We start from the raw sequence: 19,898 nt of genomic DNA on the forward strand, positions 1-19,898 counted from the left end.
GGCACCACTCGTTTACGGGACGACGACGATCTTGCGGCCGACGCCGGACGCGAACTGGTCGAGCGCCTGCGGGTACTGGTCGAGCGGCAGCCGGTCGCTGATGAAGACCTCCGGGTCGAGGACCCCGCCCGCGAACAGCTCGGCGGCCCGCTCGTAGCTGTGCAGGACGGCCATCGAGCCGGTGATGGTGATCTCCTGGTTGTAGATCCGGTACGGGTCGATCTCCACCCGGGTCGCGTAGTCGGCGACGCCGAACTGGAGGAACGTGCCCGCCTTGGCGACGCGGCCGAGGCCGTCCTGGATCGCCGCCGCGTTGCCCGTCGCGTCGATGACCACGTCCCAGCCCTCGGGCCGGTCCAGCTCGTCGGGGTTGGCGGCGGAGGCCGAGACGCCGAGCTGCTTGGCGGTGGCGAGCCGCTCCGGGTTCAGGTCGACCACGTCGACGGTGGCGGCGCCGGTCCGCTTGGCCAGCTCCAGCATCATCAGCCCCATGGTCCCGGACCCGTAGATCAGGACGTGCGAGGCGAGCCGGGACTGGAGCACGTCGTAGCCTCGCACCGCGCAGGACAGCGGTTCGATGAGGGCCGCGTCCTGGGTGCGTACGTGGTCGGGGAGGCGGACGCAGTTGGCGACGGGGGCCAGGGCGTACTGGGCGGCGCCGCCCGCCGTGGTGACGCCGATGGCGGCCCAGCGCTCACAGAGGTTGCCGCGTCCGGCGCGGCAGAAGCGGCACTCGTGGCAGTGCAGCGACGGGTCGACCGCGACCCGGTCGCCGACCCGCACCTCGGTGACGGCGCTGCCGACCTCGGCCACCGTGCCCGCGAACTCGTGGCCCGGCACGACCGGAAGGGTCGGGGCGAACTCGCCCTGGCGGATGTGCAGATCGGTCCCGCAGAGGCCGCAGGCCGCCACCTCCACGACGACGTCCCGGGGCCCCGGTGTGGGGTCGGGCACCTCGCCGACGACGACCTTGCCGACGGACTCGACGATCGCGGCCTTCATTTCACAGCTCCCAACGACAGGCCCTGGACCAGCTTGTCCTGGGCGGCGAACCCCGCGGCGAGCACCGGCAGGGAGATGACGAGCGACGCGGCGCACACCTTCGCCAGGAACAGGCCCTGGCTCGTGATGAAGCCGGTCAGGAAGACGGGGGCGGTCTCGGCGACGACGCCGGTCAGCACCCGTGCGAAGAGCAGTTCGTTCCAGCTGAAGATGAAGCAGATCAGCGCGGTCGCCGCGATGCCGGGCAGCGCGATCGGGGCCACCACCCGGGTCAGGACGGTGGGCAGCCGCGCGCCGTCGATCTGCGCGGCCTCGATGACCGCGACCGGCACCTCCGCGAGGAACGAGTGCATCATCCACACCGCGATCGGCAGGTTCATCGAGGTGTAGAGGATGACGAGCAGCCAGATGTTGTCGAGGAAGTCGGTGTTCTTCGCGAAGAGGTAGAGCGGGAGCAGCCCCGCGACGACGGGCAGCATCTTCGTGGAGAGGAAGAAGAAGAGCACGTCGGTCCACTTCTTCACCGGCCGGATCGACAGCGCGTACGCCGCCGGCAGGGCCAGGACCAGGACGAAGAGCGTCGAGGCGAGCGAGGCGACCGTCGAGTTGATCAGCGCGGGCCAGGGGCTCGCGCCGCCGCCCGAGCCGAAGAACTCGCGGTAGCCGTCGAGGGTGAGCGATGCCGCGAAGGACGGCGGGTTGGTCGCCGCGTCCTCCTCCGAGTGGAAGGAGGTGAGCACCATCCACGCGATGGGCAGGAAGAAGACGATGCCGAGCAGCCAGGCGGCGAGACCGAGGCCCTTGCTCTTGAAGAAGCCCTTGGTGGGGCGCGGGCTGTCGCTGATGCCGGTGGAGGTCATCCGCGTGACACCTCCTCGCGGAACAGGGACGACACGACGCGGAGCGCGAACGTCGCGATGATGATCGAACCGATGACGACCAGGACGCCCGCGGCCGAGGCGAGGCCGTTCTCGTGGGCCTGGTAGAAGCTCTGGTAGACGGTGTAGGGCAGGTTGGCCGTGCCCAGGCCGCCGGAGGTGAGCGTGAAGACGGCGTCGAAGTTCTGCACGATGTAGATCGAACCGAGCAGGGCGCCGAGCTCCAGGTAGCGACGCAGGTGCGGCAGGGTGAGGTGGCGGAAGATCTGCCAGGGGCTCGCACCGTCCATCCGGGCGGCTTCGATCTGTTCGGCGGAGCGCGACTGCAGGCCCGCGAGCAGGATCAGCATCATGAACGGGGTCCACTGCCAGATCAGCGCCATCTCCACCGCCATCAGCGGGGTGTTGGAGATCCAGTCCGGCTGGGGCCCGCCGACGTAGTGCAGCAGGCCGTTGAAGAGGCCGTACTCGGGGTTGTAGAGCACGTGCTTCCAGAGCAGCGCGGCCGCCACGGGCACGACGAGGAACGGTGCGATGAGCAGCGTCCGGACGATGCCGCGCCCGCGGAACTTGCGGTCCAGGAGCAGCGCGAGACCGAGCCCGACGACGAGGCTGACGATGACGACGGTGACGGTCAGGACGATCGTCGTCAGGACCGATTTACGCAGGTCGGGGTCGGAGAGGACCTCCGAGTAGTTGCCGAACCAGGTGAAGTGGCGGGCGTCCGGGTAGAGCGCGTTCCAGTCGAAGAGGGAGATCACCAGCGTGGCCACGAACGGCAGCTGGGTGACGACGATCATGAAGATCAGGGCGGGAAGCAGGGGCGCGCGGGTGGCCCAGGCGCGGAGCCGGTTGGGCGCGTCGGGCCGGGCGCCGGGCGCGTCGGGCCGGGCGGCGGGCGCCGCGGGCACCGGCGGGGTCGTCGATGTGCTGGTCATCGGCCCTCGTACTCCTTCGCGATGTCGGCGGCGAGTTCTTGGGACTTGTTCAGGGCCGAGTCGACGGACTGACGTCCGGCGATGGCCGCGCTGATCTCCTGCGAGACCTTGGTGCCGAGGTCGGTGAACTCGGGGATGCCGACGAACTGGATGCCGGGCGCGGGCCGCTTCTGCACGCCCGGGTCGCGCGGCCGGGCGCCCTCGATGGCGGTGCGGGTCACGTCGACGAAGGCGGCGGCCTCACGCCGGTACTCGGGGATCTCGTACGTGGAGGCGCGCTTGCCGGCCGGGACGTCGGACCAGCCGACCTTCTCGCCGACGAGCTTCTCGTACTCCTTGCCGGAGGCCCAGGAGATGAACTTCCAGGCGTTGTCGGGGTTGTGGGACGCCTTCTGCAGGCCCCACGCCCAGGTGTAGAGCCAGCCGCTGCCCTCCGTCTTCACGACGGGCGCGGGCACGTACCCGATCTTGCCCTTGACCGGGGAGTTCGCGGATTCGAGCGAGCCCGCGGCGGAGGTCGCGTCGTACCACATGGCGGTCTTGGACTGGGTGAGGTTGTTGAGGCACTCGGCGAACCCGGCCTGGGCGGCGCCCGACTCACCGTGCTCGCGCACGAGGTCCACGTAGAACTTGGTGGCGTCCTTGAAGCCCTTGTCGTCCAGGCGCGCGGTCCAGTCCTTGTCGAACCAGGTGCCGCCGAAGGTGTTCACGACGGTCGTCAGCGGCGCCATCAGCTCGCCCCAGCCGGGCAGGCCGCGCAGGCAGATGCCCTTCATGCCGGACTGCGCGCCGTCGGCCTTCGCCGCGAGGTCGGCGACCTGCTGCCAGGTCGGGCGGTCGGGCATCTTCAGCCCCTTCTTGGCGAAGACGTCCTTGCGGTACATGAGGAAGGACGACTCGCCGTAGAAGGGCTCGCCGTAGAGCTTGCCGTCGTCGCCGGTGAGCGACTCGCGCATCGGCTTGAGGATGTCCTGCTGGTCGAAGCCGGAGTCCTTCTGCACGTACGGGTCGAGGTCGTGCAGCCAGCCGTTGCGCGCGTATATGGGGATCTCGTAGTTGCTGAGCGTCGCCACGTCGTACTGGCCCGCCTGGTTGGCGAAGTCCTGGCTGATCTTGTCGCGGACGTCGTTCTCGGGCAGCACGGTGAAGTTGACCTTGATTCCGGTCTCCCGGGTGAAGTAGCGGGAGGTCAGCTTCTGCAACTGGGTCATCTGCGGGTTGTTCACCATCAGTACGTTGATGGCGTCGCCGCCCGTACCGAGCCCGCCGGCGCCGGCCCAGCAGCCGGACAGGAGGGGGATGAGCAGCGTCCCTGCGGCGGCTGTGGCGAGCAGGGCGCCCGGCGGCCTCCGTCGGCTGTGGGTTCGCATGGTTGCTCCTGGACTTATGGGGCGTATGGGGATGAAGGGGAAGATGCGCGGGCAGGGGGGTGCCCGAGTGGGGGTGCGGTGTTCTTCTGCTTGTTCCTGTTCGTTCTCCGCCGGTCCGTCCGTGACGGGGGTCAGACGCGGATGACCTGCGGGCCCATCAGGGAGTAGCGGTGGGCTTCGGACGTGGGCAGCTGGCTGCCCGTGACGATCGCCTCAAGGGCGCCGACCGGCGCGAAGCGGCAGAAGCTGACCGCCCCGAACTTGGTGTGCACGCCCGTGAAGACGGTGCGCCGGGCGGCCCTGATCGCCTGCGCCTTCACCTCGCTGACGGCCGGGTCCGGGGTGGTGAGGCCGTGGTCCCGGGAGATGCCGTTGGCGCCGATGTAGGCGAGGTCGAGGACGAACCCGGCCAGCATCTTCGTCGTCCAGTGGTCGACGGTGGCGAGCGTGCCCGCGCGGACCCGGCCGCCGAGCAGCAGCACGGTGGTGTTGTCGGCCTCGGCGAGCGCGCCCGCGGTGGCGAGCGAGGCGGTGACGACGGTCAGCGGCCGGTCCCGGGGCAGCGCCTCGGCGATCAGCTGCGGGGTGAACCCCTCGTCGATGAAGACGGTCTCGGCGTCGCCGAGCAGATCGGCGGCGGCCGACGCGATCCGCCGCTTCTCCGGCACGTGCATCGTCGTACGGAACGCGAGTGTCGTCTCGAACCCGGCGCTCTCCACCGGATACGCCCCGCCGTGCGTGCGCCGGACCAGGCCGTGGTCCTCCAGGGCGCGCAGGTCGCGGCGGACGGTCTCCTTGGCGACACCCAGCTCGATCGCGAGTTCCGTGACGTCGACGGACCCGGTGCGGCGCGCGGTGCGCACGATCTCCCGCTGGCGTTCCTCCGCGCTCATGCCGACCCGCCTCCCTTGGCAGCAGCTCCGTTGCCCGTTCGGGCCCGGAAGAGCCCGCACCGGAAGTTCTACCGGCGCGGGGCGGCGGTTACCAGGCCTGTTGCGGACTTGATGCTGCCCGTATCGGCCCGTTCGGAATACGGGCCGCCCGCCGTGGACCTGCGCGGGAGCGGTGCGGCGTGTCTGTTCGGGCGCTCCGGATGCCCGAACGGCGGGGCGGACGGGCCCGTTCGGTGCCCGCCCGCCCTTGCGCCTGTCCGTAATGCGGTGCTCAGTGTGGCCAGATCGGGGGGTCGTTGATGAAGCGGCCGCCCATGTATCGATGGGCCGGGTTGTCGTCCGTCAGGGGACCGAACTCGGCGAGGAGGGTCTCCGCGTACTCCTCGGAGTCGTCCTGCGGGTCGTAGCCGAGGGCGCGGGCGCTGGAGAGGTCCCACCAGAGGCGGGTGTTGGCGGAGGAGCCGTAGACGACGGTGTGGCCGACGTCCGGGGCGGTCAGGGCCGCGGAGAAGAGGCGGGCGCCGTCCGCGGGGCTCATCCACACCGACATCATGCGGACGTCGGTGGGCTCCTTGAAGCAGGAGCCGATCCGGACCGAGACGGTCTCCACGCCGAACTTGTCCCAGTAGAACTGCGCCAGGTCCTCGCCGAACGACTTGGACAGGCCGTAGTAGGTGTCGGGGCGGCGGAGCGTCGAGACGGGGACGAGCGGGGCGCCCTCCTCCGTGTGCGGGCGCGGGGTGAAGCCGATCGCGTGGTTGGAGGAGGCGAAGACGACACGGGGGGCGGTGCCGTCGCCGCGGCTCCCGGCCTCGGCGCGCACGGCCTCGTAGAGGTGGTGGGTGCCCTTGATGTTCGACTCGAGGATCTTGTCGAAGGTGGACTCGAGGGAGATGCCCGCCAGGTGCAGCACGCCGTCGACGCCGCGCACCGCCTCGCGCAGCGCCTCCGTGTCGTTCAGGTCGGCGACGATGGCGTCCGGCGCGTCCGCGATGGGCCGGACGTCGAGCAGCCGGAGCGTGTAGCCGTGCGGGGGCAGCAGCTCCCGCATCAGCGTGCCGAGCCCGCCGGCGGCGCCGGTGAGGAGAATGGTGCGGGGTCCGGCGGGCGGTGAGGACGGCGAGGGCTCTGACATGCGCGTGATCTCCGTGTCTTCGAGCTGCATTCACATGCGTGGACACACTGGGGGTCACGTTATGGAGCGGCGTCCGAGCCCGTCAAGGGTGGTGCTCGTGCGGCGAGTTCAGGTGCTTGACCGTCCCCTCCGGGGCGGCTTACCGTGAGCACGTTCAGAAATGTAGACGCGGATCATAAACGTGCACGTGATCAAGATCATGTCCAGGGAGAGCCCGTGACCTCAGCCGCCCTCGCCGCCCGACTCAGCGTCCCCAGCGGTCCGCTGTTCTTCCCCGTCACCGCGTACGGGCCCGACGGCGACGGCGCCGCTGTCGACCTCGACACCTACCGCGCCCACGTACGGCGCGGCGTCGAGGCCGGGGCCGCCGCCGTCTTCGCCTGCTGCGGCACCGGGGAGTTCCACGCGCTCGCCCCCGAGGAGTTCGAGGCGTGCGTCGCCGCCGCCGTCGAGGCGGCCGAGGGCCGGGTGCCCGTCGTCGCGGGCGCCGGCTACGGCACCGCGCTCGCCGTCCAGTACGCCCGGCTCGCCGAGCGGGCGGGCGCCGACGGCCTCCTCGCGATGCCGCCCTACCTCGTCGTGGCGGGGCAGGAGGGGCTCCTGCGCCACTACACGCAGCTCGCGGAGGCGACCTCCCTCGACGTCATCGTCTACCAGCGGGACAACGCCGTCTTCACCCCGGAGACCGTCGTCGAGTTCGCCCGCCACCCCAAGATCCTCGGCCTGAAGGACGGCCTCGGCGACCTCGACCTGATGCAGCGCATCGTCAGCGCCGTACGCGCCGAGGCCCCCGGCGAGGACTTCCTCTACTTCAACGGGCTGCCCACCGCCGAACTCACCGGCCTCGCCTACCGCGGCATCGGCATCACCCTCTACTCCTCCGCCGTCTTCTGCTTCGCGCCCGACATCGCGCAGGCGTTCCACAAGGCGCTGAACACCGGCGACGACGCGACCGTGCACAAGCTCCTCGACGGCTTCTACCGGCCGCTCGTCGAACTCCGCAACCAGGGCAAGGGCTACGCGGTCTCCCTGGTCAAGGCGGGTGTGCGGCTGCGCGGGCTCGACGTCGGCGAGGTCCGCCCGCCGCTCCAGGAGCCGGCCGGGGAGCACGTCAAGCAGCTCGCCGAGCTCATCGAGCGCGGCGAGGCGCTGCTCGAAAGCACCGAGGGGGGCGACGCGTGAAGGTCTCCGCGTTCGTCTACCCCTGGGACGTCAACGGCGACCCGGACGCCGCCCGCCGCATCGCCGGCCTCGGCGTCCAGCAGGTCACCCTCGCCGCCGCCTACCACTCCACCCGGGCCCTCACCCCCCGCCACCCGCGCCACCGCATCGTCACCGCCGAACACGCCTCCGTGCTGTATCCGACGGACGAACAGCGGTGGCACGGGCGGGAGTTGAGGCCCTACGCCGCCGGGGACTGGGCCACCGGTGACGCGTACGGGGAAGCCGCCGCCGCGCTCGCCGACGCCGGGCTCGACGTCCACACCTGGGTCGTCCTCGCCCACAACAGCCGGCTCGGCGCCGAGCACCCGCACACCTCCGTCCGCAACGCCTACGGCGACCGCTACCCCTGGGCCCCGTGCATCGCCCAGGCCGCCACCCGCGCCTACCTGACCGCCCTCGCCGCCGAGGCCGCCACCCGGCCCGGCGCCCGCGGCACCGAGCTGGAGTCCCTCGGCTGGTACGGCCTCGCCCATCTGCACGCCCACGACAAGACGGCCGGTGTCGGCCTCGGCGAGGCCGGGCAGTACCTGATGTCCCTGTGCTTCTGCCCGGCCTGCGAGGAGGGGTACGCCCGGCACGGGCTCGAAGCGGCCGGGCTGGCGGCAGCCGTCCGCACCGCCCTGGAACCCCTGTGGCGCGGCCGGGCGTCCGACGACGGCTGGCCCACCGTCGAGAAGCTCCTCGGCGCCGGAACCGCCACCGCCACCCGCGCGTACCGGGACGCGACCGCCCGCTCCCTCCAGGAAGCCGCGGTGGCCGCGGTACGGGAGGCGGCCCCGCCGGACTTCCAGGTCCTGCTCCACGCCGACCCCGTCTCGTACCACTGCGGCGCCAACGTCGGGGTCGACCCGGCGCACATCCTCTCCGTCGCGGACGGCGTCGTCGTGCCCTGCACGGGCGGCGCGGACCTCGTCGGGCCGTTCGCCGCGCAGGGCAAGGGCGTCGTCGCCGCGAACCTCACCGTCGTACGCGGCATGGGCGGCAGCCCCGGCACCCTCGCCGAGGACGCCCGCGCCGCCCGTGACCTGGGCGCGAACGAGCTGCGGCTCTACCATGCGGGGCTCGCGTCGGACGCGGACCTGAGCGCGGTGAAGGAGGCGCTCGCCCAGCTCTGATCGTGCGCGGCGATGAGTTCCGGGTGCCGGGGGAGTCCACAGTGCTGAAGAACCTGGAGTCCACAGTGCTGAAGAACCCCGTACTCACACCGGAAGGGCGCCCCATCGTCATGAGTGACACCACCCTGGACCTCGGCCCCCAGGCCCGCATCGTCGCGCGCCTCGCCCACGGCGTCCGCGAGGACCAGCTCGGCCTGCCCACCCCGTGCCCCGACTACACGGTGCGCGAGCTGCTCGGCCACCTCGTCGGCCTGGCCGCCGGGCTGCGCGCCGCAGGGCGCAAGGAGACCGAGGGCGGCAACCCGGGCCCCGGGCTGCCCGAACTCCCGGCCGACTGGCGCGCCGCCCTGCCCAAGGCGCTGGACGCGCTGGTCGACACCTGGAACGAGCCCGCGGCCTGGGAGGGCATGACGCGAGCGGGCGGCCTCGACCTGCCCGGCGCGGTCGCGGGCCTGGTCACCGCCGACGAGCTGGTCGTGCACGGCTGGGACCTGGCCCGCGCCACGGGGCAGGAGTACGTGCCCGACGAGGCGGCGGTGCGGGCCGCCCGCGATCTGCTCACCCCGCAGGAGAGCGCCGAGGGCGACGGGCGCGACGGCCTGTTCGGGCCCATCGTGCCCGTGCCGGACGGCGCCCCGCTGCTCGACCGGGTCATCGGCCTCAGCGGTCGCGACCCGGCCTGGAAGGCGTGACCGGGGTTTCGCCGACCGATTCCAACTGCCCTCCGTGAGCGTGCACTTGAGCCGACCGCGGTGGGCAGTCGGCTTTTTCGGGGCCGGTCGAACTTCTTTCGTCGGAAGCGTTGACGAAACATCGCCGTGCTTCTAGCTTCAACGCGTCGTACTTCGTACGTCATATATGAGACGCGATACGAGATACGCGATGCGAGACACGCGATACGCGAAACACGATCAACGATCAGCCCCACATCACACGTGACACGCGAGAGGCGCGCATGACCTCAGTGCCCACTCCGATCCCCTCCTCCCGTACGCAATACGTGCAGGACGAGATCAAGCACCGCATCCTGACCGGGCAGTTGAGGCCGGGCCAGCCACTGGTGGAGACCGACCTCGCCGCGCAGTTCGGCGTCTCCAAGACGCCGGTGCGCGAGGCGCTCAAGACCCTGGCCGGGACCGGACTCGTCGTGATGAGCCAGTACAAGGGCGTCACGGTGCGCATGGTGGACGCGGACATGGCCCGCGAGGTCTACGACGTGCGCCTCCTCCTCGAACCCGAGGCGCTGCGCCGCACCGTGCACCGCCGCGCCTCGCTCGACGCCGCCCGCGAGGCCCTGGAGCGCGCCGCCACCGCCGACGACACGGCCCAGCGCTCCCTCGCCAACCGGGAGTTCCACCGCGCGCTCTACGTCCCGTGCGGCAACCCGCTGCTCGGCAAGATGCTCGACGAGGTCCGCGACCAGGCCGCCCTCGTCTCCGCCGTGGCCTGGGCCGCGCACCCCTCCTGGGACCGGGAGGCCACCGAGCACCGGGAGATCCTGGAGCTGGCGCTCGCAGGTGACGCGCAGGGCGCCTCACGAGCCCTGCGCGACCACATCGCCTCGTTCGTGCGGCGGGCGTTCCCCGAGATCGAGATCCTCGGCCCGGATCAGCCGAATCAGCCGAACCAGCCGGACCAGCCGAACCAGAAGGGTGAGCCGCGCTCATGACAGGCACGACAGCGTCGTACGCGTTCCAGACCCAGCGGGCCGCGCTGGCCGACGTGGTGGCGATCCCCGTGACCCCGTTCGCCGAGGACGGGACGGTCGACGAGGCCGCCTACACGGCCCTGCTGCGGCGGCTGCTCGACGCCGGGGTGCGCACGCTCACGCCGAACGGGAACACCGGCGAGTTCTACGCGCTGACGCCCGGGGAGCGGCGCCGCGTCACCGAGCTGACCCTCGCCGGGACCGGGGCGGGGAAGAGGCCCGGGACCGCCGTCCTCGTCGGCGTCGGGCACGACGTCCCGACCGCCGTCGACGCCGCCCGGCACGCCCGTGACCTCGGCGCCCAAATGGTGATGGTGCACCAGCCCGTGCACCCGTACGTCTCCGAGGGCGGCTGGGTCGACTACCACCGGGCCATCGCCGACGCCGTCCCGGAGATCGGTGTCGTCCCGTACCTGAAGAACGCCGCGCTGCCGGGCGCCCGGCTCGCCGAACTCGGCGCCGCCTGCCCGAACGTGATCGGCGTGAAGTACGCCGTGCCGGACGCCGCGCGGTTCGCCGCGTTCGCCCGGGACGCGGGTCTCGACCGGTTCGTCTGGGTCGCCGGGCTCGCCGAGCCGTACGCGCCCTCGTACTTCTCGGCCGGCGCCACCGGCTTCACGTCGGGGCTCGTGAACGTCGCACCGGGCGTCTCGCTGTCCATGATCGAAGCACTTCGATCGGGCGACTACCCGAAGGCCATGAAGGTGTGGGAGCAGATCCGCCGCTTCGAGGAGCTGCGCGGCGCCGACGCCTCCGCCAACAACGTCACCGTCGTCAAGGAAGCCCTCGCCTCGCTCGGCCTGTGCCGCCGTGACGTACGCCCGCCCAGTCAGGAACTGCCGCGGGCGGAGCGCGCCGAGGTCGCCGAGATCGCCGCGGGGTGGTCGATATGACCGACGTCCCGAGAGCACGGCTCACACCCGAGCGGCTGCGCTCCCACCAGTGGTACGGCACCGAGGGCGCCCTGCGCACCTGGTCGCACAACGCCCGGATGCGCCAGCTCGGCTATGAGGCCGAGGAGTACCGGGGCCGCCCGGTGATCGCCGTCCTCAACACCTGGTCGGACATCAATCCCTGCCACGTCCACCTGCGGGAACGCGCCGAAGCGGTCAAGCGGGGCGTATGGCAGGCGGGCGGCTTCCCGCTGGAGTTCCCCGTCTCCACGCTCTCGGAGACGTACCAGAAGCCGACCCCGATGCTCTACCGCAACCTGCTCGCCATGGAGACCGAGGAGCTGCTGCGCTCCTACCCGGTCGACGCGGCGGTCCTGCTCGGCGGCTGCGACAAGTCGACCCCGGCCCTGCTCATGGGCGCCACCTCCGCCGACGTGCCGTCCCTCTTCGTGCCCGCCGGGCCGATGCTGCCGGGACACTGGCGCGGCGAGACCCTCGGCTCCGGCACCGACATGTGGAAATACTGGGACGAGCACCGCGCAGGCAACCTCACCGACTGCGAACTGCGCGAACTGCAAGGCGGCCTCGCCCGCTCGCCCGGTCACTGCATGACCATGGGGACCGCCTCCACGATGACCGCCGCCGCGGAAGCGCTTGGCATGACACTGCCCGGCGCCTCGTCGATCCCCGCGGTCGACTCGGCGCACGAGCGGATGGCCGCCGCGTCCGGGCGGCGCGCCGTCGACCTCGCCTGGACCGCCCTCAAGCCGTCCGAGATCCTCACCGCGGACGCCTTCGAGGACGCCGTCACCACCGTGCTCGGCCTCGGCGGCTCGACCAACGCCGTGATCCACCTGATCGCCATGGCGGGCCGCGCGGGCGTCCGCCTCACCCTCGACGACTTCGACCGCGTCGCCCGTACCGTGCCGGTCCTCGCCAACGTGCGGCCGGGCGGACAGACGTACCTGATGGAGGACTTCTACTTCGCCGGCGGCCTGCCCGCGTTCCTCTCCCGCATCCCCGACCTGCTCCATCTGGACCGCCCGACCGTCAACGGCCGCCTCCGCGACCAGCTCGAAGGCGCCGCCGTCCACGACGACGACGTCATCCGCGCCCGCGAGAACCCGGTCGCGACCGAGGGCGGCGTCGCCGTCCTGCGCGGCAACCTCTGCCCGGACGGCGCCGTCATCAAGCACATCTCCGCCGAACCGCACCTGCTCAAGCACACGGGGCCCGCAGTCGTCTTCGACGACTACCGGACGATGCAGCGCACCATCAACGACCCGGGCCTCGGCATCACCGCCGACACCGTCCTGGTACTGCGCAACTCAGGACCCAAGGGCGGCCCCGGCATGCCCGAGTACGGGATGCTGCCGATCCCCGACCACCTGCTCAAGCAGGGCGTACGCGACATGGTGCGGATCTCCGACGCCCGCATGAGCGGCACCAGCTACGGGGCGTGCGCGCTGCACATCGCCCCCGAGTCCTACGTCGGCGGACCGCTGGCGCTGGTCCGCACCGGTGACTCGATCACCCTCGACGTCGCCGCCCGCACCCTGCGACTGAACGTCCCCGACGCAGAGTTGGAGCGCCGCCGCGCCGCATGGACCGCGCCGCCCGAGCGGTACGAGCGCGGCTACGGCGCGCTCTACAACGAGCAGATCACCCAGGCCGACACCGGCTGCGACTTCGCCTTCCTGGCCAAGCCGGGCGCGGTCCCCGATCCCTACGCGGGCTGACCCGCCCCCTCCTCCTCTCCTCTCTCCTCCTCCCGCCCTCACGGGCCGCCACCGCCCAGCGCCCAGACCCACCGCACCCCCTCTGGAAAGCGCTTTCGAGAACGGAGTCCAGTCATGGCCCAAGCCACCGCCGTGGCGAAAGCCCCGCCCGCCCGGCGCCGCACGTCGGCCACCCCGCGCAGACTGCCGTACCTGCTGATCGCCCCCGCCGGGCTGCTGATGCTGGGCTTCATCGCGTACCCCGTGCTCAGCGTCTTCTATTACAGCCTCCAGCACTTCAACCCCACCAAGCCGTGGCGCAACGGCTTCGCGGGCCTGGACAACTTCGTCACCGCGTTCACCGACGACCCCGACTTCTGGCACACGCTCGGCTTCAGCCTCCAGTGGGTCGTCGTGCAGGTGGTGCTCCAACTGCTGCTCGGCCTCGGCCTCGCGCTCGTCGTCAACCAGACCTTCGTCGGCCGCGCCATGGCCCGCGCCCTCGTCTTCTCCCCGTGGGCCGTCTCCGGCGTGCTCACCTCCGCCGTCTGGATGCTGCTCTACAACTCCCAGACCGGCATCACCCGTTACCTCGCCGACGTGGGCGTCGGCTCGTACGGCACCTCGTGGCTCTCCGACACCGCGACCGTCTTCCCGGCCGTCGTCACCGCCGAACTCTGGCGCGGCGTCCCCTTCTTCGCGATCCTCATCCTCGCCGACCTCCAGTCCGTCTCGAAGGACCTGTACGAGGCCGCCGAGGTCGACGGCGCCAGCCGCTGGCGGCAGTTCCTGCACATCACGCTGCCGCACCTGAAGGACGCGATCATCCTGTCCACGCTGCTGCGCGCGGTGTGGGAGTTCAACAACGTCGACCTGCTCTACACCCTCACCGGCGGCGGGCCCGCGGGCGAGACGACCACCCTGCCGCTGCGCATCGCCTCCATCGCCGTCGACTCGCACGACTTCGGCTACGCGTCCGCGCTGACCTCCATCGCCTTCGTGATCCTGCTCTTCTGCTCGATGGTCTATCTGCGGCTGAGCAAGTTCGGGGGCGAGGAGAAGTGAACGTCAAGGAAGCCCGGTTGACCACCGCCACCGCACCCGCCGCCACGACGCCCGGGGGCCGCCACCGGCTCGCCCCCGCCCCGCCGGAGAAGGGCCGCTCCTACGACGACGTACCGCGCTGGCAGATCTACCTGCCGCTCGGCGTCTACCTCCTCTTCACGCTCGTCCCGTTCTACTGGATGCTGCTGTTCGCGTTCCGGCCCGCCGGGTCCACCTCGCTCGTGCCGTGGCCGCTCACCTTCGACCACTTCGACAAGGTGTGGAACGAGCGGTCCTTCGGGATCTTCTTCCAGAACAGCCTGCTCGTCGGCGTCGCCTCGATGCTGATGACGACGGTCGTCGCGCTGGCCGGCGGCTACGCCCTCGCCCGCTTCAACTTCCGGATCAAGCAGGGCTTCATGCTGGCGCTGCTGTGCTCGCAGTTCATCCCGGGCGCGCTGATGCTGGTCCCGCTGTTCCAGATCTTCGCCAACCTGAAGATGATCAACTCGCTCGGCTCCGTCATCATCGCCGAGACCGTCTTCCAGCTGCCGCTCACGATGATCCTGATCAGCGGGTTCATCAAGAACGTGCCGTACTCCCTGGAAGAGGCGGCCTGGGTCGACGGCTGCGGCCGCTTCCGCGCCTTCTGCGCCGTCGTGCTCCCGCTCCTTCGGCCGGGTCTGATCGCGGTCGGCTCCTTCGCCTTCGTGCACAGCTGGAACCACTTCCTGTTCGCCCTGATGTTCCTCTCGGACCAGGACAAGCAGACGATCCCGGTCGGCCTCGCCACGCTCATGGGCGCCGACTCGGTGGACCTGGGCGCGCTCGCCGCCGGTGGTGTCGTCGCGGCCGTCCCCGTCGTCATCGTCTTCGCGTTCATCCAGAAGTGGCTGGTCACGGGGTTCAGCGCCGGGGCGGTGAAGGGATGAGCGGGGCACGGATCGCCGAGCCGGTCCTCGTCGTCCTCGCCGGGGCGCGCGGGCACGGCCGCTGGCACCTGAACAATCTGCGGCGCCTCGCGGATGCCGGGCGCGTCACGCTCGCGGGCGTCTGCGAGCTGACGCCCCTGGAGGGGCCGGAGCTGGACGGGTTCGGGGCCGACGGCCGAGGCGGGGCCGTCGCGCAGGGCGACGACCTCGGCGCCCTCCTCGACGCGACCGGCGCCCGCGTCGCCGTCATCTGCACGCCGATCCAGACGCACACGGAGCTGGCGCTGGTCGCCGCGCGCCGGGGCGTCCACCTCCTTCTGGAGAAGCCGCCCGCGCCGTCGTACACGGAGTACGAGCGGATGGTCCGGGGCGTGACGGAGGCGGGGATCGCCTGCCAGATCGGGTTCCAGTCGCTCGGCTCGCACGCGATGTCCCATATACGAGATCTCGTACGGGACGGCCATATCGGCGACCCCCTCGGCATCGGCGCCGCCGGCGCCTGGGTCCGCGACGAGGCCTACTTCCGGCGCGCCCCCTGGGCCGGCCACCGTCGGCTGCCCGACCCCACCGGCAGCGGCACCGGCCCCATCGATGTCGTCGACGGCGTCCTCACCAACCCCCTCGCCCACGCCGTCTCCACCGCCCTCGCCCTCTCCGGCGCGACCGGCGGCGACGACCTCGCCGCCGTCCGCACCGAACTCTTCCGCGCCCACGCCATCGAGGCCGACGACACCTCCTTCGTCGAGATCACCCCGCGCGACGGCGTCCGCGTCACCGTCGCCGCCACGCTCTGCGCCGAGCACGCCGCAGAGCCGTACGTCGTCGTGCACGGCAGCCGGGGCCGCATCACCTTCTGGTACAAGCAGGACCGCGTCCTCGTGCAGCGCGCCGGGCACGGCCCCGAGGAGACGGTCCTCGGCCGCACGGACCTCCTGGAGAACCTCCTCGACCATCTGACGTCCGGCGCCGGCCTCCTCGTACCGCCCGTGGCGACCGGCGCCTTCATGCGCGTCGTCGAGGAGGTCCGGCGCGCCCCGGACCCGCGCGCCCTGCCCGCCGACGCCTGGACCTCCGTCCCCGGCGCGGGCGAGGGCGCGGCCCCCCGCCGTGTCGTGCACGGCATCGACGGACTCGTCGCCGCCAGCGCGGACTCCCTCACCGGCTACGCCGGGCTCGGCGCGCGATGGGCCCGGCCCCGGTCAGGACTGGAGGCAGCATCATGAACCGACTCGCCACCGCCCCCCTCACCCTCAGCTGCGCGGGCCGCCCCGTCGCCCGCTACGACCTGCGCCCCGACGTCGGGCACCGGCTCTCCCCGCGCCCCTGCCTGCACCCGGTGAGCACCCTCGGCGGCGTCCCCGTCACCGAGTTCGCGCCCGCCGACCACCCGCACCACCTGGGCGTCGGTGTCGCGGTGCCGGACGTCGCCGGGTTCAACTTCTGGGGCGGGCGCACCTACGTCCGCGACCAGGGCCCCACCGCGCTCGACAACCACGGCGAGCAGCGGCACGTCGAGTTCAAGCTGTGCGACCCGGACGGCTTCGTCGAGGACCTGGAGTGGACGGCGGGGGGCTGTCTCGTCCTGCGCGAGCGCCGCACCGTCGCGACGACCCGGCTCGGGCCGGACGCCTGGGCCCTCGACCTCACCTTCACGCTCACCAACCCGGGCGGCGAGGAGATCAGCATCGGCAGCCCCGCCACCAACGGCCGGCCCGGCGCGGCGTACGGGGGCTTCTTCTGGCGCGCGCCCAAGGAAACGGCCCCGCCCGCCGTCTTCACCGCCGCCGCCGAGGGCGAGTCCGCCGTGCACGGCCGCGCCGCCGACTGGCTGGCCCTCGCGGGCGACGGCTGGACCCTCGTCTTCGCCGGGGCCACCGCCGGGACCCGCCGCGACCCCTGGTTCGTGCGCACGGGGGAGTACCCGGGCGTCGGCTCCTCGCTCGCCTCGCAGGCGCGGCTGCGGATCGGCGCCGGGGAGACCGCCGTGCGCCGCGTCGTCACGGTCGTCGCCGACGGCCGCCTCGACCGGACCCGCGCCGCAGCCCTGGTCCGCAAGGCGGTGACCGCGTGAGCGCCCCCGCCCGTACCGGGGACCTCGGCGACGGCACCTACCGCAACCCCGTCCTCGGCGCCGACTGGTCCGACCCCGACGTCCTGCGCGTCGGCGACGACTTCTACCTGACCGCGTCGAGCTTCGGCCGCGTCCCGGGCCTGCCGCTCCTGCACTCCCGCGACCTCGTGAACTGGACGCTCGTCGGGCACGCCCTCGACCGGCTCGAACCCGCCGAGGCGTTCACGACACCCCGCCACGACTGCGGCGTCTGGGCGCCGTCCCTCCGCCACCACGACGGCCGCTTCTGGATCTTCTGGGGCGACCCCGACCACGGCGTCCACCAGATCAACGCCCCGTCCGTCCGTGGCCCGTGGACCGCACCCCACCTCCTCAAGGCGGGCAAGGGGCTCATCGACGCCTGCCCGCTGTGGGACGAGGAGAGCGGCGAGGCGTTCCTCGTGCACGCCTACGCCAGATCGCGGGCGGGCATCAAGAACCGGCTCACCGGCCACCGCATGAGCCCCGACGGCCGCGAACTCCTCGACGAGGGGCAGGTCATCGTCGACGGGGACGCGATCCCCGGCTGGTTCACCGTCGAGGGCCCGAAGGTCTACCGGCACGACGGCTGGTACTGGATCTTCGCCCCGGCGGGCGGTGTGGAGACCGGCTGGCAGGGCGCGTTCCGCTCCCGCTCGTTCTTCGGGCCGTACGAGGAGCGCGTCGTCCTGGAACAGGGGGACACCGCGATCAACGGCCCCCACCAGGGCGGCTGGGTGCGGACCGGCGCGGGCGAGGACTGGTTCCTGCACTTCCAGCAGCGCGGCCCGTACGGGCGTGTCGTGCATCTGCAACCGATGCGCTGGGACGCGGACGGCTGGCCCGTACTCGGCGACAGCGACGCCCCGGGCGCCCCCGGCACCCCCGTCCTCGTGCACCGCAAGCCCGCACTGCCCGCGCAGCCCGTGGCCGCGCCCGCCACCGACGACGACTTCCCCGGCGGCCGGTTCGGGCGGCAGTGGCAGTGGACGGCCAACCCCCGCGACGGCTGGGCGAGTGCGCACTCCGGGGACGGGCTGCGGCTGGCCTGTGTGCGCTCCGCGGACGGGGTGCGGGACCTGCGCCGCGTACCGCATCTGCTGACCCAGCGGCTTCCCCTGCTGCCCTCCCGGGTGGAGGCCGGTCTCGCCCTCACCAGCAGCGCGCCGGGCGCCCGTGCGGGCCTCGTCGTCCTCGGTGACGCGTACTCCTGGATCGGTCTGGAGCGCGGCGAGGACGGCACCGCCCGCGCCGTGCACCGGTTCGCCGAGACGGTCGCCGACGCCGAACGCGACGCCGCCGTCGCACGCCCCGCGCCGGACGGCACCGCCCGGCTGCGGATCGACGTCAGCGACGGGGCGCGCTGCCGCTTCGCCCTCGACACGGGCGACGGCGCCGGGTTCCTGCCCTCGGGCCAGGTCTTCGCGGCGACGCCCTGGCGCTGGGTCGGCGCGCTCCTCGCCCTGTTCGCGGCGGCGCCGCCCGGTCCGGGACCGGCCGGAACCGCCCTGTTCACGCACTTCCAGATCAGCACCGGCACTGACCCCCAGTTGGATCCAGAAGAAGAGAGCCGACCATGAACATCCGTATGCGCAAAGGCGCGCTCCGTACCGGTACCGCCCTCGCCGTGACCACCGTCCTCGCGCTCACCGCGACCGCCTGCGGCGACGACGGCAGCGGCGCGGGCGGCGACAAGGGCGACGAGGGTTCCGGCAAGGGGGAGATCACCTTCTGGGACAACAACACGGCGGTCCGCCGCGACGTCTGGATGGAGATCATCAAGGACTTCGAGAAGGCGAACCCCGGCATCAAGGTGAAGTACGTCGGCATCCCCGCCGAGAACGTGCAGTCCAAGTACGACACCGCGATCCAGGGCGGCGGCCTCCCCGACGTCGGCGGTGTGGGCACCGCGATGCTCGCCGGGATCGCCGCGCAGAACGCCCTCGAACCCCTTGATGACCGGCTCGCCACCAGCTCACTCAACGGCAAGCTCAACGACGCCTTCGTGGAGTCGGTGCAGTCCGCGGGCGGCTCGGGCTCGAAGCTGTTCACCGTCCCGACCTCGGCGAACAACGGCGTCCTGTACTACCGCACCGACCTGTTCAAGGCGGCCGGCGTGGACGCGCCGACGACCTGGACGAAGTTCTTCGACGCCGCCGCGAAGCTCACCGACACGGGCAGGAACAAGTTCGGCTACACCATCCGCGGCGGCGAGGGCTCCATCGCCCAGGCGCTCGACGCGATGTACGGGCAGAGCGGCATCACGTCCTTCTGGGACGCCGACAACACGAAGACGACGGTCAACGACCCCAAGAACGTCGCCGCCCTGGAGAAGTACGTCGGCCTCTACAAGAAGGCCACGCCGTCCGCCGACGTCAACAACGACTTCACGAAGATGGTCGCCCAGTTCGACAGCGGCCAGATCGGCATGCTCAGCCACAACCTGGGTTCGTACGGCGACCACGTGAAGGCGTTCGGCGACAAGTTCCGCGGCCTGCCCAGCCCGACCGGCGAGGACGGCACCCGCGTCCAGGTCTCCAATCCCGTCGACGGGCTCGGCCTCTTCAAGGCCGGCAAGAACAAGCAGGCCGCCTGGAAGTTCATCGAGTTCGCCGCCTCGCACGCCGAGAACAGCAAGTGGAACGAGCAGGCCAAGCAGATCCCGGCCAACACCGACGCCGCCAAGGACGCCTGGGTCCAGAAGTCGGAGCCGACCCGGCTCGCCGCCGAGGCCCTCTCCTCCGGCTCCACCAAGATCGTGAACCTGCCGTACTACCTGCCCGACTGGAACACGATCTCCAAGGCCGACAACGAGGACGACCTCCAGAAGGTCATGCTCGGCAAGCAGTCCGCCGGGAAGTTCCTCGACACCCTCGCCGAGCAGCTGAACAAGGCGCAGGACGAGTGGAAGGCGCAGGCCAAGTAGGGCCCGGGACCGCCACGCGCCCGTACGAGACCG

Annotated in this window: 18 protein-coding genes; 12 read left to right on the forward strand and 6 right to left on the reverse strand. The window is 71.7% G+C overall.

Annotation, left to right across the window (positions count from 1 at the left end):
• Positions 1-12: 12 nt before the first annotated feature.
• The 6 genes from C1N81_RS33590 to C1N81_RS33615 form a co-directional block, all read right to left on the reverse strand.
• Entirely contained in the window at positions 13-1,002 is a 990-nt protein-coding gene (locus C1N81_RS33590; protein ID WP_394435069.1) for a zinc-dependent alcohol dehydrogenase family protein, read from the reverse strand.
• Complete coding sequence (locus C1N81_RS33595) at positions 999-1,862, reverse strand: carbohydrate ABC transporter permease (RefSeq protein WP_394435070.1); 864 nt, start codon at positions 1,860-1,862, stop codon at positions 999-1,001. The genes C1N81_RS33590 and C1N81_RS33595 overlap by 4 nt, the downstream gene beginning before the upstream one ends.
• Positions 1,859-2,818, reverse strand: a complete 960-nt coding sequence (locus tag C1N81_RS33600) for a carbohydrate ABC transporter permease (protein ID WP_394435071.1) — start codon at positions 2,816-2,818, stop codon at positions 1,859-1,861. The genes C1N81_RS33595 and C1N81_RS33600 overlap by 4 nt, the downstream gene beginning before the upstream one ends.
• The gene (locus tag C1N81_RS33605) at positions 2,815-4,188 is read right to left on the reverse strand and encodes an ABC transporter substrate-binding protein (protein ID WP_394435072.1); all 1,374 of its coding nucleotides are present in this window, start codon (positions 4,186-4,188) and stop codon (positions 2,815-2,817) included. Before C1N81_RS33605 ends, C1N81_RS33600 begins: the two co-directional genes overlap by 4 nt.
• A gap of 131 nt (positions 4,189-4,319) precedes the next feature.
• The gene (locus tag C1N81_RS33610; protein ID WP_394435073.1) at positions 4,320-5,081 is read right to left on the reverse strand and encodes a DeoR/GlpR family DNA-binding transcription regulator; all 762 of its coding nucleotides are present in this window, start codon (positions 5,079-5,081) and stop codon (positions 4,320-4,322) included.
• A 271-nt stretch (positions 5,082-5,352) separates the two neighbouring features.
• The gene (locus tag C1N81_RS33615; protein ID WP_394435074.1) at positions 5,353-6,216 is read right to left on the reverse strand and encodes an NAD-dependent epimerase/dehydratase family protein; all 864 of its coding nucleotides are present in this window, start codon (positions 6,214-6,216) and stop codon (positions 5,353-5,355) included.
• A gap of 216 nt (positions 6,217-6,432) precedes the next feature.
• Between C1N81_RS33615 and C1N81_RS33620 the strand changes: the two genes are divergently transcribed.
• From C1N81_RS33620 to C1N81_RS33675, 12 genes are all read left to right on the forward strand, one after another.
• Complete coding sequence (locus C1N81_RS33620) at positions 6,433-7,398, forward strand: 5-dehydro-4-deoxyglucarate dehydratase (RefSeq protein WP_394435075.1); 966 nt, start codon at positions 6,433-6,435, stop codon at positions 7,396-7,398.
• Positions 7,395-8,555: a hypothetical protein gene (locus C1N81_RS33625; RefSeq protein ID WP_394435076.1), complete on the forward strand. Its 1,161-nt coding sequence runs from the start codon at positions 7,395-7,397 to the stop codon at positions 8,553-8,555. The genes C1N81_RS33620 and C1N81_RS33625 overlap by 4 nt, the downstream gene beginning before the upstream one ends.
• Positions 8,556-8,665: 110 nt before the next feature.
• Complete coding sequence (locus C1N81_RS33630; protein WP_394435077.1) at positions 8,666-9,247, forward strand: TIGR03086 family metal-binding protein; 582 nt, start codon at positions 8,666-8,668, stop codon at positions 9,245-9,247.
• A gap of 263 nt (positions 9,248-9,510) precedes the next feature.
• A complete protein-coding gene (locus C1N81_RS33635) occupies positions 9,511-10,224 on the forward strand; it encodes a GntR family transcriptional regulator (protein ID WP_394435078.1) in 714 nt (237 codons plus the stop codon).
• A complete protein-coding gene (locus C1N81_RS33640; RefSeq protein ID WP_394435079.1) occupies positions 10,221-11,156 on the forward strand; it encodes a dihydrodipicolinate synthase family protein in 936 nt (311 codons plus the stop codon). The genes C1N81_RS33635 and C1N81_RS33640 overlap by 4 nt, the downstream gene beginning before the upstream one ends.
• Positions 11,153-12,895 carry an L-arabinonate dehydratase gene (gene araD / locus C1N81_RS33645; protein WP_394435080.1) on the forward strand — a complete coding sequence of 581 codons (1,743 nt, stop codon included), beginning with the start codon at positions 11,153-11,155 and terminating at the stop codon, positions 12,893-12,895. The genes C1N81_RS33640 and araD overlap by 4 nt, the downstream gene beginning before the upstream one ends.
• Before the next feature lie 114 nt (positions 12,896-13,009).
• The gene (locus C1N81_RS33650) at positions 13,010-13,939 is read left to right on the forward strand and encodes a carbohydrate ABC transporter permease (RefSeq protein WP_394435081.1); all 930 of its coding nucleotides are present in this window, start codon (positions 13,010-13,012) and stop codon (positions 13,937-13,939) included.
• A 17-nt stretch (positions 13,940-13,956) separates the two neighbouring features.
• Positions 13,957-14,850, forward strand: a complete 894-nt coding sequence (locus tag C1N81_RS33655) for a carbohydrate ABC transporter permease (protein WP_394438400.1) — start codon at positions 13,957-13,959, stop codon at positions 14,848-14,850.
• On the forward strand, positions 14,847-16,073 hold the full coding sequence (locus C1N81_RS33660) for a Gfo/Idh/MocA family protein (protein ID WP_394435082.1): 1,227 nt from the start codon (positions 14,847-14,849) through the stop codon (positions 16,071-16,073). The genes C1N81_RS33655 and C1N81_RS33660 overlap by 4 nt, the downstream gene beginning before the upstream one ends.
• Positions 16,070-16,921, forward strand: a complete 852-nt coding sequence (locus C1N81_RS33665) for a DUF6807 domain-containing protein (RefSeq protein WP_394435083.1) — start codon at positions 16,070-16,072, stop codon at positions 16,919-16,921. The genes C1N81_RS33660 and C1N81_RS33665 overlap by 4 nt, the downstream gene beginning before the upstream one ends.
• Positions 16,918-18,519, forward strand: a complete 1,602-nt coding sequence (locus tag C1N81_RS33670) for a glycoside hydrolase family 43 protein (RefSeq protein WP_394435084.1) — start codon at positions 16,918-16,920, stop codon at positions 18,517-18,519. The genes C1N81_RS33665 and C1N81_RS33670 overlap by 4 nt, the downstream gene beginning before the upstream one ends.
• Positions 18,516-19,865 (forward strand): ABC transporter substrate-binding protein, encoded by a 1,350-nt coding sequence (locus tag C1N81_RS33675; protein ID WP_394435085.1) that lies wholly within the window; start codon positions 18,516-18,518, stop codon positions 19,863-19,865. The genes C1N81_RS33670 and C1N81_RS33675 overlap by 4 nt, the downstream gene beginning before the upstream one ends.
• The last annotated feature ends 33 nt before the right edge of the window (positions 19,866-19,898 follow it).

It is taken from the genome of Streptomyces sp. SGAir0957 (assembly GCF_043523415.1).

Bases quoted from the DNA above. Each gene is read 5' to 3' on its own strand.
- C1N81_RS33600 (WP_394435071.1), bottom strand. From the start codon at position 2,818: ATGACCAGCACATCGACGACCCCGCCGGTGCCCGCGGCGCCCGCCGCC.
- C1N81_RS33675 (WP_394435085.1), top strand. From the start codon at position 18,516: ATGAACATCCGTATGCGCAAAGGCGCGCTCCGTACCGGTACCGCCCTC.
- C1N81_RS33605 (WP_394435072.1), bottom strand. From the start codon at position 4,188: ATGCGAACCCACAGCCGACGGAGGCCGCCGGGCGCCCTGCTCGCCACA.
- C1N81_RS33660 (WP_394435082.1), top strand. From the start codon at position 14,847: ATGAGCGGGGCACGGATCGCCGAGCCGGTCCTCGTCGTCCTCGCCGGG.
- C1N81_RS33635 (WP_394435078.1), top strand. From the start codon at position 9,511: ATGACCTCAGTGCCCACTCCGATCCCCTCCTCCCGTACGCAATACGTG.
- C1N81_RS33630 (WP_394435077.1), top strand. From the start codon at position 8,666: ATGAGTGACACCACCCTGGACCTCGGCCCCCAGGCCCGCATCGTCGCG.
- C1N81_RS33665 (WP_394435083.1), top strand. From the start codon at position 16,070: ATGAACCGACTCGCCACCGCCCCCCTCACCCTCAGCTGCGCGGGCCGC.
- C1N81_RS33590 (WP_394435069.1), bottom strand. From the start codon at position 1,002: ATGAAGGCCGCGATCGTCGAGTCCGTCGGCAAGGTCGTCGTCGGCGAG.
- araD (WP_394435080.1), top strand. From the start codon at position 11,153: ATGACCGACGTCCCGAGAGCACGGCTCACACCCGAGCGGCTGCGCTCC.
- C1N81_RS33640 (WP_394435079.1), top strand. From the start codon at position 10,221: ATGACAGGCACGACAGCGTCGTACGCGTTCCAGACCCAGCGGGCCGCG.
- C1N81_RS33610 (WP_394435073.1), bottom strand. From the start codon at position 5,081: ATGAGCGCGGAGGAACGCCAGCGGGAGATCGTGCGCACCGCGCGCCGC.
- C1N81_RS33650 (WP_394435081.1), top strand. From the start codon at position 13,010: ATGGCCCAAGCCACCGCCGTGGCGAAAGCCCCGCCCGCCCGGCGCCGC.
- C1N81_RS33595 (WP_394435070.1), bottom strand. From the start codon at position 1,862: ATGACCTCCACCGGCATCAGCGACAGCCCGCGCCCCACCAAGGGCTTC.
- C1N81_RS33615 (WP_394435074.1), bottom strand. From the start codon at position 6,216: ATGTCAGAGCCCTCGCCGTCCTCACCGCCCGCCGGACCCCGCACCATT.